At 37.6% G+C, this 12,526-nt stretch carries 11 protein-coding genes; 2 read left to right on the top strand and 9 right to left on the bottom strand.

Annotation, left to right across the window (positions count from 1 at the left end):
* On the top strand, positions 1–678 hold the full coding sequence (locus E7Z79_RS01030) for a DUF169 domain-containing protein (protein ID WP_303738125.1): 678 nt from the start codon (positions 1–3) through the stop codon (positions 676–678).
* Here E7Z79_RS01030 and E7Z79_RS01025 read toward each other — a convergent pair.
* From E7Z79_RS01025 to E7Z79_RS01015, 3 genes are all read right to left on the bottom strand, one after another.
* On the bottom strand, positions 670–1,323 hold the full coding sequence (locus E7Z79_RS01025) for an NTP transferase domain-containing protein (protein WP_303738124.1): 654 nt from the start codon (positions 1,321–1,323) through the stop codon (positions 670–672). The two genes, E7Z79_RS01030 and E7Z79_RS01025, sit on opposite strands and share 9 nt — an antisense overlap.
* A 24-nt stretch (positions 1,324–1,347) precedes the next feature.
* Positions 1,348–2,532: a hypothetical protein gene (locus E7Z79_RS01020; protein WP_303738123.1), complete on the bottom strand. Its 1,185-nt coding sequence runs from the start codon at positions 2,530–2,532 to the stop codon at positions 1,348–1,350.
* Between the two features lie 77 nt (positions 2,533–2,609).
* Entirely contained in the window at positions 2,610–3,890 is a 1,281-nt protein-coding gene (locus E7Z79_RS01015; protein WP_303738122.1) for a Mur ligase family protein, read from the bottom strand.
* 98 nt (positions 3,891–3,988) lie between these two features.
* Between E7Z79_RS01015 and E7Z79_RS01010 the strand changes: the two genes are divergently transcribed.
* Positions 3,989–4,384, top strand: coding sequence for a nuclease (locus E7Z79_RS01010; RefSeq protein ID WP_303738121.1), 396 nt, complete (start codon positions 3,989–3,991; stop codon positions 4,382–4,384).
* A 25-nt stretch (positions 4,385–4,409) separates the two neighbouring features.
* Here E7Z79_RS01010 and E7Z79_RS01005 read toward each other — a convergent pair whose 3' ends face one another.
* From E7Z79_RS01005 to E7Z79_RS00980, 6 genes are all read right to left on the bottom strand, one after another.
* A complete protein-coding gene (locus tag E7Z79_RS01005; protein ID WP_303738120.1) occupies positions 4,410–7,157 on the bottom strand; it encodes an AAA family ATPase in 2,748 nt (915 codons plus the stop codon).
* Positions 7,154–8,395, bottom strand: coding sequence for a DNA repair exonuclease (locus E7Z79_RS01000; protein ID WP_303738119.1), 1,242 nt, complete (start codon positions 8,393–8,395; stop codon positions 7,154–7,156). The genes E7Z79_RS01005 and E7Z79_RS01000 overlap by 4 nt, the downstream gene beginning before the upstream one ends.
* 182 nt (positions 8,396–8,577) lie before the next feature.
* The gene (locus E7Z79_RS00995) at positions 8,578–10,080 is read right to left on the bottom strand and encodes an ATP-binding protein (RefSeq protein ID WP_303738118.1); all 1,503 of its coding nucleotides are present in this window, start codon (positions 10,078–10,080) and stop codon (positions 8,578–8,580) included.
* Positions 10,074–11,147: a DNA double-strand break repair nuclease NurA gene (locus tag E7Z79_RS00990; protein ID WP_303738117.1), complete on the bottom strand. Its 1,074-nt coding sequence runs from the start codon at positions 11,145–11,147 to the stop codon at positions 10,074–10,076. The genes E7Z79_RS00995 and E7Z79_RS00990 overlap by 7 nt, the downstream gene beginning before the upstream one ends.
* Positions 11,148–11,249: 102 nt before the next feature.
* Positions 11,250–12,002, bottom strand: coding sequence for a geranylgeranylglyceryl/heptaprenylglyceryl phosphate synthase (locus tag E7Z79_RS00985; protein ID WP_303738116.1), 753 nt, complete (start codon positions 12,000–12,002; stop codon positions 11,250–11,252).
* A 79-nt stretch (positions 12,003–12,081) separates the two neighbouring features.
* Positions 12,082–12,228: a 50S ribosomal protein L40e gene (locus E7Z79_RS00980; protein ID WP_116591610.1), complete on the bottom strand. Its 147-nt coding sequence runs from the start codon at positions 12,226–12,228 to the stop codon at positions 12,082–12,084.
* Positions 12,229–12,526: the final 298 nt, after the last annotated feature.

Here is a 12,526-nt window from a genome sequence, read left to right as displayed (position 1 = left end):
ATGACTGATAATTTAGAGATAAACAAAAAGTATTGTGAAGTCATTGAAAGCAAAATCAAGCTTGACGCAAAACCTGTTGCAATGAAACTAATCAAAACAGAAGATGAATTGCCTGAGGGCATTGACTTGATTGATGAAAAAATCAGACACTGCGAAATGGTCAGAAAAGCTTCCCTTGGAGACAAATTCTACTCAACCATTGATCAGCAATTATGTTTAGGCGGTGCCGGAGCCATCGGACTCAGGGACATGCCTGAAAAATTGGCAAACGGTGAAAAATATTTTTCATTAGGAAGATTCCAGGATTTAGAAACCGCTAAAAAATTAACCAGCAAACTTTCAATCATAAAGGACATCAGCTGGGGAATAATATATTCTCCTTTGGATGAAGCCGATTTTGAAGCTGACGTTATACAAATTATAACCGAACCTGTTGGCGGAATGAAACTTGCACAAAGTATCGTTTACAAAACAGGTGAAAAAATCACTCCTTCATTTGCAGGTATCCAATCATTATGCGGAGATGCATTTTCAAACCCATATCTTTCAGATGGCGTGAATTTCACATTAGGATGTGACGGTTCCAGAAAAGCGGCTGACATTAAAGATAATGAAATGACTGTTGGAATCAGCAAAGCTAAAATCGAAGAAGTTATTTCAGGCCTTGAATCAATCTAAGAGTTTTAAATAATCATCATAATGATTAATATTTATTAACTCTTTTTCATTTTTTTCTTTTATTCCATAAAACACATATCCATCATCGAATATTTTTCTCAATATAGGATTCAGGTTATCGTTTTCATTTTTCAAATATTCCATCAGGTTTTCTCTAGGAGCTACAAAAGGCATTCCAAGGCCTTCTGCAGTGTCCAATAATCCTGTTTTTCTCCTACGCAATATTGATATTGTTTTATAGGGATCTTCAGATGCCTGACTTACCTCAATCATCCTTTCAAAAGTTTCAGGCAGTACTGTCGGTTGGTCTGCCGTAATGCATAACGCAAAATCGGAAGTGCAATTTGACAAACCATTGTACAATGATGTTGACAAACCTACATCTACAGGATTATTTTCGATGAATTTGACATCGTCTTTATAATTATCAAAAATAGCTTCTTTTATTTCACTGGCATAATGTCCAAGTACCACAATACATTCATCGATGTTTAAGGATAATGCATTATCTATAGTGGTCTCTATAACAGTTTTATTGTTGAATGGAAGAATAAGTTTATTTGTCAATTCGATGCCGCGAGAAATCTGGTCATTCCTCATTCTGGAATTCTTGCCCGCAGCAGTTATTATTGTTGAAACAGACATAAAAAAAGAAAATTGAAGACATGTTCAGTTAGGAACATATCTTATGATTTGGGCATAGATGCCCATTCCTGTACCTTCACCTTCGGTCCACATGTTAATTTTAACAGGATAAGTGTAATTGTTGTATACGGTAATGTCCTGTGCCGGATTGTAACCGAACAGAACTGCATCCTCATCCCAGCACATACCAACAGGAAGGTCGAATCCTTCGGAAGTAACAGCAGCCCTTAAAGCTCTAGCAGATGGACATACACCATGTGCTGCACTTCCACCAGGTGCTTTGGAATCACTAGCGGATTCAAAGTAAACATAATCCTTACCACTAGCAGATGTTTGAGGAGGAATTACTGTTCCATTCCATGCATCTACAAATTGTCTTGCATTTATTTCCCTTATCTCATCACCATATTCAGGGTGAGAACCTAAATCGGTACCGTAAGCTTCTCCAGCCTGTTCAGTATAATTACCTGCATATAATAAGATAGGGGATCCTGTTGGATATTCGGAAGCGTAATCAACCATGTCTTGCCCAAATATTTTAGGAACATCACTTGAACTGATGTTGTTCCTTCCATCTGAAAAACCAACCATTCCTTTTTCCAAAGTAAATTGTGAACCCTCTTGAGCATCATAATTGTACCAATCTACAATAGTGGAAGCGTTATAATATTCGTTCTTGTAATCCAAATTCTTAATTTCGCTTGCAGGAATAGATTTAATTTTTTTACCGTCTTCATATAAATCGACACCGGATGAGGTTTTCTGCAACCATTTATATGGAGCACTATATGCCCACACATAATGATCCGGCTGTTTTACAATCAACTTATCGCCCGCATAAGTTAAGAAACCCGGGCCTTTAACATCCACCACATTTCCGTATGAATCTATACCTTCCCCAGCAATGGTATCAAAATCGAATGGAACAACACCTGTTGACAATGCCATCAAAATACCATGCAAATCAAATGCCTGAAGTTGATGTGACAAGAATGCGAAATTATTAACTAAAGGAACTTGCACTGGGTCGGCGGTACCGACAATAGATTGATTTTCAAACATAGATTGTCCAATTGGAAGATCATAGTCATTGGCTACGGACTCTGCAGTATAACTAGCACTTGCAGAATTAAAGACTGCAATAAACATACATAAAGCAATTAATGCTATAAATATTACAATAGAAATTTTTCTCCAACCATGACTCATTTAATAACACCTAATATAACAATATAATAATACATATATAAATATACACGAACTATTATAAAAAGGTTATTAAAAAGTTATAGTTTTTCAGAAATTTGTCTAATCCTTTCTTGAATTTCTATAATGACATCTTGACCGTTGCCCCCAATGAGAATTGCTTCCTCATGTGAATATTCGGCAACCAATTCAATTATCTGATCAAGAGTGTTTACAGTGATAATATTGCCCATATAACCTAGAGAATTGAGTCTGTAGATTGCAATGTCCAATGTGTCATCCAATCCCGGAAACAGCACGATTACTTCAGGATTATAATTAGCGGCAACATCCAATATATCAAGCCTATGGACCTCATTGTGTCTAGGAGTTCCAATAAAGAGTGCATAAAAGTTTTTCTCTGACAAAACTGAGGCCAATGCATCTGAATTATCAGTCTTACCTACATAAACTTCTGCATCATTGATTTTATAGACATCCAATCTGCCTTCAACGGCCTTGAATTCAGCAAGAGTTGATTTGATGACATCTTTCGGAACCTTAAGCTCACGGCAAATGGCACTTGCAAGGCCCGCATTAAGCAAATTGAATTTACCCACCAATTTCAATTCATCCTGATAGGCAAAATAAGGGATTGCAGTTCTGGCGGATTCCTTAAAATCACTGTTGAAATCCTGATTGAATGCAGTGAATATTGTCTTATCAGCAAAAAACCTGACCAGGGAATTCTTATAGTTGGCAATGGTCTTGTGAACGTCCATATGGTCGTTGCCGATATTGGTCAGGCCAACCATATCAAAGTCAAAGCAATAATTGGCAAAGTCAAGGGTCATGTCACATACCTCAACAAGAAGTATGTCATAATCACCTTCCTGGGCATCAAGAATAAGGTCATAATATCCGGAAAAGCCTCCGCCACCGTTTCCGCCGACCAACACTTTCTTGCCGGCACCCTCAAGAATGCTCTTCAACATGTGGACTGTGGTGGTTTTGCCGTTGGTGCCTGTAATTCCGATTGTGAAAATATCCTTGTGTCGTGTCACCACATCACTCAACAGCTCTCCATCCTTAAGCAATCTCTCAGCAAACGCCCCTCCATACATACTGGGACTGATGGCTATCGCATCGCAATTTTCAATGGCATAAGAGTTAGTGAATCCAAGATCAACTGTGATTTTTTCGCCGACAATCGAAACTGTCTCCTTATCCTCAATCATATTCATGTCCAACATTGGCAAATCCAAACCGGACAAATCAACATTAATGTTCAAATCAGTGGCATAAACTTCCCAACCATGTTTTAAAAGAGAGTTTACAGCCTTTTTACCTTCTACACCCAATCCTATTACTGCCGCCTTCATGTAAAATAATTCCTTTGAAATTCTAATATAATCTTAAATTTTAAAATTAATAAATATTTTTATACTATAATATTAAAAATTAAAGCAAGGTGAAAGATATGTTTGAAGATGAACGGGATGACAAAATTTACAATTTAATAATTACCAACGGTTTTGACAAGAATAACGAATATGGCCAATTTACAGAAAAATTATACTCAAAAGTTGATTTCAGATGGAAAGAATCAATTTCAGGAGCATATGCTACCGCAAGCGAAGAATTCTATAACAAGGTTGACAGGATCATCATGTTGGCTGGCCTCTACAATGACAACAAGGAACTGTTCCACGACCTGCTGGATGCCAGTGAAAAATACAACATACCTATCGTTCTTGTAAGACCATACGGACTTGAAGAAGTTCCTGAAATACTGGAAGAACGTGCAGCAACCATCGTCGGATGGAATGCCAACTGCATCCTAGATTCAATTAAAGACGCGCCACAAACCATTTAAAAAAAAAGAGAAGGTAATAATGTGACTACATTATTACTTTTGAAATACCATTTTCCTTTTCGACCTTTATCAAATTATCAGCAGCATTTTCAAGTTGAGCCTCATGAGTTACAATAATCATTTGAGGAAGTGAAGACATTTCCTTTAACAGATTAATCAGTTCATGTCTCCTTGAAGCATCCAAATGAATGGTAGGCTCATCCAATAGGATAGTATCCAATTCACCATTAGCCATTGCCTGAGTAATACCTAATCTCAATGCAAGTGCAATGGCAATCTTTTCACCACCACTGACCATGCTCATTGATGATTCCCCTTCAGGACCATAGACTGTCACTTCATATTCATCATCAATAGTCAAATCAGAGTAGTTGAAATTGAACTCCTTGAAGAATTCCTTTGTGTGCTTTTGTATGGCAGGGCGTGAGATATTCCTTAAATCCTTCTGGATACCTCCACGACTGTACAACTCACGAATATGTTTTAGAATACCAATATACTCATCAATGTTGTTATATTCCTGCTTGAATTGATTGGCCATCTTGATTTTGTCGGTCAAATCCTGAAGACTTACAATTGACTCCTTGGCCCTTCCCTTAATCTCGAAAAGCTCCTCATTGAAAGTGTTTTTCCTTCTTTCATAGCGTTCAAAGTTATATAGCAGTTGCTCATACCTTTCCTCATCATACAATGATGCATCAATCTTGTTCTGAATGATATCTTTCTGATTAATTGAAACCCCAATGTCCTCCTTAATAGAGTCCAATTGAGTCATGAAAGAATTTTTGTTTTGGACAAAACCTTTCAATTGATGGTATACATCATTTTTACGTTTTAAATCTTCAATACGACTTTTTAGCTCATTAGGTCCGATGTCCCCACTCAAATGAGGATCCTGACTTATGGCCAACTTGATGTTGGTTACATGATTGTCAATCTCATTTTGAACCTGCTTCAACTTATATTGGATTTCGGTTTCATCGCCTAAAACTTCCAATGCTCCCTTGGATTGAATATATGAATCATGTTCCTGTTTGAATGATTCGCGTTCCTCTTTTTTAGTTGCTATGAATAATATAAGCTCACCAAGCTTATTGCTGATGAATTCTTTAGATTCAAGGTCCTCATCCATCTTATTCAATCTGATGAGCTCATGCTGAAGATGCTCAAACTTATGCTTATACTCAATTATGCTTTTGGACAAATCTGTGAGATTTTGAAGCTTTTCTTCAAAAATGCTCTTGTTTTCTGTCAATAAGCGGACAGTTTCATCATTTTGGGCAATCAACTTTTTGTTCTCATTGATTTCATCAGTATAATGCTTTGTCAATTCTTTCTTCTTATAGGAGCTGATGTCAGATTGACAAACCGGACATTTATTGTCAATACCTTCCAAGTCATTTAAAGGCTTTTCGCATGCCTTAATGTTCTGCCTGTATACAACGATGTCCTCATTTTTAGTGATGATTTCCTTGCCCAATTCATCAATTTTATCTGAGGTCTCATTAATGAACTCATTGGTGGCCTGTTCAAGATGGCTGAAATCATCAATTTCAGCCAATTTGTCCTGATCCAATCCATAATCATCCAATCTATCTTTGGATTTTGAAAAGAATTTGTCGATGTCATCTCTTTCATCTTCAATGTTTTTCAGCAATTCCTTCTTATCCTTTTCAAGCTTGGCCATTGTTGCCAGATCTTTTTCCAGATTGTTCTTCTCATCGGACAGCCTGTTTATTTCCTCATCGGATGAAAGATAATTATCATAACCTTCCTTGCTATTTGAAAGTATTTCCTTTTGCTCAGCAATGGAATCAAGTTTATCATCAATTTCCTCTTCATCCTGCTTAAGCCTTTGGATGCTTGTAACGGATTTTTCAAAGTCGAGATAAACATCCAATTTGGAAACGAATTTTTCCAACCTGTCGATTTCCTCTTCATCTTCACGGATTTTATCCAGTTCTTCCTGAATCCTACGTTTTTCATCTTCCAATTTGGCCAATGTCTTTTCTTCCATTTCCAGATTGTTTAATTGGGTTTCATAGATTTCCTTTTCACGTTCCATATTTCGCTTGTTTTCAGAAATCTCATTAATCAATCCGTCAACTTCAGCAATTTGCTCTTCCAGCTCATGGCCTCTGTTCTTTAGGCTTTCAAGTTCATCCTTTTTCTTCTGATAATTTTCCATCAGTTCTTCGGAATTATATAACTTTCCGCTTAGTTCAGCAAGTTGGGATTCATAATCTGTGATGAATGGCAATAGATTTTTCCATGCCTTTTCCAGAGAGTCTATTCCCAATAATTTACCGATTAACTGTTTTTTCTCAGCAGGAGTCTTGTCAACCAATTCTGCAATTTCTCCCTGTCGGATATAGATTGCATTCAAAAACAGGTCTGAATCGATGTCAAGAATCTGGCGAATCTCATTGGAAACTTCCTTGTCCCCTGTGCAAACGTGCATGTATCCCCCTTCAGAAGAGACTCTTTTAAATAGGGATGACTTCAGGCTGGATTTCTTTTCACGAACAATCTTGTAGTCCCTATTATTGGATGTGAATTCCAATTCGATAGACATTGAACTTGCATTATTCCTAACCAAATCATCGATTTTCTTACCTGTGTGCTGTTTGAATAAAGCGAAACTGATTGCTTCAAGGATTGTTGACTTACCTGCACCATTTTCACCGACGATGACGCTAATTCCCTTATCGAACTGAATCACGGTATGTTCATGTGATTTAAAATTGTTCATTTTAAGTCTTGTGAAAATCATTGTGAAACCTCCTTATCAAATGTTGCCTGCACATCCTCTTTTTCCTTCGGACGCTGCATCACATTTAAATCCTCGGTTTTAAACTCATCATTATCTACATTATTGGTGTAATGGTCATCAAAGTACTGATTGATCAACTCCTGTGACTCATCAAGCTTTTCTTTTGAAAGCAGATGGTACAGGTCAATGGCAAGAGTTGTAACTTCACTGTTGCCATATCCTTCAAGTTGGCTTTCAAGCAGTTGTTCGGGACCCAACTTTTTAGATTCGACTTCACTTATCTCGATTTCCTCACCGGCCATTATGAATGTTGGCCTTATCATCAAAGCCAAATCTCCAAGCTCTTCCTTGATGATTTCATATACTCTGCTGGTATCCGATTCGACATCCTTGATTGTTATCTTTAGGATTGGTTTTTTATCAAACCCTTTGATAACCTCCTTGATGCTTGCAATGCCTGCTTCCAAATCATTATAGTTAATGTTTTTCTCAATGAATTCACGGGGAATGTCAACAGTTACCCTTTTGACAACAGGTTTTGAACCGTCAAAATCAACTACAACGAAACCCTTTCCGTTTTTCTTATAGTCCGGCAATTCTGATGTTTTCCAGATTTCACCAGACCCAGGATAGACAAGCCTGCCTTTTCCATAAGCGTCATTGACATATTTGTGGATATGCCCCAATGCATAGTAATCAAAGTTATCAGGGATTTCACCAATTTCCAATTCATAATTAAATTTGAAATACTTATCAATTCCCTGATGCAGAACCAGAATTGACTTTTCATGGCTATTCGCCTTTTTGGACAGATCTGCCAACTTGCTTTTCAAGGCCTTTCCGTGTGAAGCCGGATAGTATGGAAGACCCGCTATGAATATGTCTCCCTGCATATATGTGGGATTGATGGTACTTATGACCTTAAGGCCCAATTTCTTAAAAATTACATGAGGAGGTATGGATCCTTTTCTCATTACCACATCATGATTTCCTGCTATTGCATACATAGGGATTCCTGCACCTTTCAGCTTTAGCAAACCTTTTTGAAAGGTTAAAAGTGCCATAGGTGAAGGTCTTGCGGTTTCAAACAGGTCACCGCTATGTATTACAAAATCGACTTTTTCTTCAATTATCTTATCAATAACCTTATCAAACACTTCATAAAAGTCCTTTTCCCGTTCAAACAATCCGTATTGACGGTAACCTAAATGAGTGTCTGCCAAATGTGCAAATTTCATTATATTACCTACTTTTGTTTTATGTATATAACCAATTTAAACACTATTTCAAGCATTTAATGTTTAATAGTATATTCTAATTTATATTTAATAGTTTGCCAAGAGAGCATTTGAAAACTAATCAATATTGATTTGAGTGTGTAAAAATTAATATTTTGAAAAAAAGTAAAAAAAGAGTATGATTAGTAATCATACCCCATGTCCATCAGTTCATCTTCCTGCCTTTCGATTTCCTCGGCTTCCTTTTCCACTGAATCCTTAAAGAATGAAATGATATCCATGTCGTCACCATGGCTGCGACCTTGGAATTTGTCAATCTTTACAAGAGTCGGCACTTTTGTCATCAGACCCAAAACAATAGCCTCCCCGACATTCAGGGACGGCAACTGGTTAATAAGGTCCTGTGACAGGCTTTCGCTTGCTGACTGAACATGCCTTTGGTCTTCAGGTTCGACAAGCCTAAGGATAATCATGTTGTTCATCTGTGACAGCGCATCATGGTCAACGGTTTTCGGTGACTGGCTCACTAAACACAATCCCAATCCAAACTTACGGCCTTCCCTTGCAACCCTTTGAATCCAGCGTTTGGAATCGCTGTCTCTCTTGTTTGGTGCAAGTATATGAGCCTCTTCGAGAATATAGAATACTGAGTTTTCAAGCAGTTCATCCCTGTTTCCACTATGGGCAGCTCTTTTGGATCTTTGAAGTGAGTTCCTTAAAATATGGCTTACAAGCACACTTGCAACAGATTCGTCAACCTGGCTCAGGTCAAGGACATTGACATGTGCCTTCTTGATGCTGGTCAGAATGTTTCCAACATATTGATCGAATAGATTGGAATACCTATCCATAGAATCGTCGATTTTGTTCATAACATCCACAATCTGCTTGTCTGAGCCTTCTACCTCCGAATCGGCCTCCAATATGTCATACATCAATTTAAGGAAATTGTTCTCATGGGCAACTCCATCCTCAATTCTGTTTTTGGCCTCCTTGAAGGCCCTTCTGAAGTGCCTTTCCTGAATATAACCGTTGCTTGGAATGTTTACTAGCTTCTTGATTTCATTGAATGACATGTATTTAGGATTGATTTTCGGCCTTATGACATTGACATTGCCGTTCGGGAATTCCGCACCCTTATACTCGCCATGCATGTCGAATACGAATACGGGAACATGATATGACAGCAATTGGTCAATCAATACAGATACAGTGTTTGACTTGCCCGCACCGGTCATCGCAAGTATCGCCAGGTGTCTTGAAAGTATTGGATTTGCATCGACATTGACGTCTACTTCACCCTGATTGACAAGTGTTCCAAGCTTTATAGGATTTTTAACCTTAAATATCTCATTAAGCATCTCCGCATCGGCATGATGAATTTCGGTTCCAGGCAGTACAGGTGTTCTCGGCAGCTTTAGATTGTCGTTGACATCTCCGAGTATTTTGACCTTTCCCCTGATGTAGTTGTCCTCAACGCCTATTTTGGAGATTTTTTGGATTGCCTTGAAGTCATTGATGTCAACGTTGAGGGCATCATTGCCTCTCACAAGATTTTCTACCATTCCCAATACCTTTTTGTCATCATATTCTATTGTCACATATTGGCCAACCTGTGGCATCTTATCTGAAATGAATGTTACTTCGTTTAAATTAGTTTCTCCTACGCAGATTCCTACTACCATGACATCACTTCCCTGTTTGTTGTCTCATAAATCTTAGCTATTTTCATTAATTCCTTCATGTTCCTGTCGGTTATCACCACATCATTATGTGCCTTGTTCAAAAGGTAAGGATAGCCCTGAACCGACATCACATTAATTTTCCTTATTATCTCAAAAACATCTTCCTTTGTTGCCCGGTATGGCAGTTCAACCTTCAAGACATTCTTGTTGTCTTGCAGGCGGACATAAAATACTGTGAATATCAGACTCTTGAAGAAGTCGTTGAAATACGGAAAGGCGGCATTATCATGAACCTTTCTGTACTTTATGAATGTCATTCCCTGCTTTTTGGTGAACTTGTCAAGAAATGCAATGTCCGGAATGTTCCAATGGAAGAGGTCATTGCCCGATGATGTTTTTGAGATTGAAATTATCTTTTTTCTGAACTGCAGAATCTCATATAAGACAATGATCTTTTCAACGGAGGCTAGATGCAGATTTGTCTCATTCAAGATATTCGAATCCTCACTTTTAGGCATCTCCATCAACTTGAAACTATCCCTAATATCAGGAAACAGCAATCCATAATGCCTTACCCCAAGCCTTGACTGAAACTCCTTGAGAAGCGAATCGTCAAGGTTTTCCTTAAGTTTTGACGGCATCTTCGCACCTCTTGGAAAAGCGTTCTGCAAGTCCCCAAGAACTGACCCGTCAAACATGTAATAGTCAACATCATAATCTCTGAGTGTCCTCAACGCGCATTTAAGTTCATATATGGCCATGTAATTGCTTAAAAGCTCGTCTAGAAATGACACATGAGGAATGTCAAAAATGTCAGAATCGTCGATTTTTTTAATCTCCCCATCATAGATTATGGATTCGGCACCAACAGCGCAGAAATTAGTGGTTAGGAACTTCTTCTTGTTAAAGCTTCCATCACCAGCAGCAATTGAAAAGTCTGCCTTGCTTTCGCCGATTGTCCTGTCAAACCATTTATGTTCAAGTTGAGATTCAATATCTGCCGTAGGTTCGATATCGAAATTAAATCCTCTTTTGGCGATGGCTTTTTCATACAATGAATTTAACATAATATCACAATCATTAATTATAATCATTAAATTATTTAAATCAAATGAGAGAGCATTTGAAAACTAATCAAAGAAAAAAAGTTTGGAAAGAGCAGTATGGGACTACTCTTTTGAAGCCTTTAGGATGGCTCCGGTAATTTCTTGAATTTTGGATTTGACATCGTCAACTTCTTCTACAACAGTACCGGTAACGATAATATCTCCACCAGCCTTTGCTGCCATATAAGCTGCCTTGCCGTCACGGATTCCTCCTCCAACAACTAAAATGTTTTTAGGAGCTGCCTTTTTGGAATATGCAACCATTTCAGCAGGAACCGGTTCCTGTGCGCCTGAACCAGCCTCAAGATAGAAGAACTTGATACCGTAAAGTTCGGCCGACATCGCATATACTGCAGGTATCTTCGGCTTGTTTCTGGGTACGAGATTGGCGTCTCCAACCCAACCGACAGTACCTCCAGGAGAAATAACCATATAATGCATAGGCAATATTTCCATTCCGGAAGCCTTCACGGCAGGTGCGGCCAATGCCTGAGCACCGTTAATCCAATAAGGATTTCTGGAGTTAACAAAACTCATGTAAAAAATTGCATCAGCATAACTGCTCACACTGCTTGTATTTCCAGGGAAAATGATTATCGGAACTGCAATGTTTTCGGACAGTATTTTACAGGTGTTGTCCACATCATCCCCATTTACAGTGGAGCCTCCAATCATGATTCCATCACTTCCGCCTTCAATAGCTTGAGTAGCGATATCCAAAGCTTCCTCAGGTGTCTGTTCGTCAGGATCGATTAAAGTAAAATGAAGTTTTCTTGTTTTCAAAATATCTCTAATGTAATTTTCAACGTCTTTCATAAGAATACCTAAAAATAGTTTTGTATAAAATAATATTTAATGTTTTAGAAAAAAATAGTAAAAATAAAAGAGAATATGTTTATCCTCTTTGTTCTTTTGCTTTGAATCTTAAACCTTTGTAACCGCATTTTCTACAGGTTGTAGCACCAGCAGGGTTACGAGCATTACATTTTAAGCAGATTTTAACATTGAACATTCTGTTTTCTGCTTCTTCAAATCTTGCCATTAATAACTCCTCCTTAATAATCGTGAAAATTGAATAAAACTAAATTGTTATGCTATACATAACTATTAATTAATTATTTTGATTTAATAGTATTTAAAGGTTTAGTTAAAATGAGTTAAATTAAGGAAAAAATGGATTTTTTGAAAATATTGAAATAACAACCAAAAAAATAAAAAAAAAATAATGTAATATTAATTACATCATAATTTTAGAGAAAAAGGCTTTGCCTTTTTGGCGCTTTTCTTAATGATCATGCTGGTTTTCTTATATCCGCTATACTTGAAATCCGCCGGCATGA

Source organism: Methanobrevibacter thaueri, from assembly GCF_015062905.1.
Taxonomy (GTDB): Archaea; Methanobacteriota; Methanobacteria; order Methanobacteriales; family Methanobacteriaceae; genus Methanocatella; species Methanocatella thaueri_A.
This window is presented reverse-complemented; position numbering and strand designations above follow the sequence as displayed.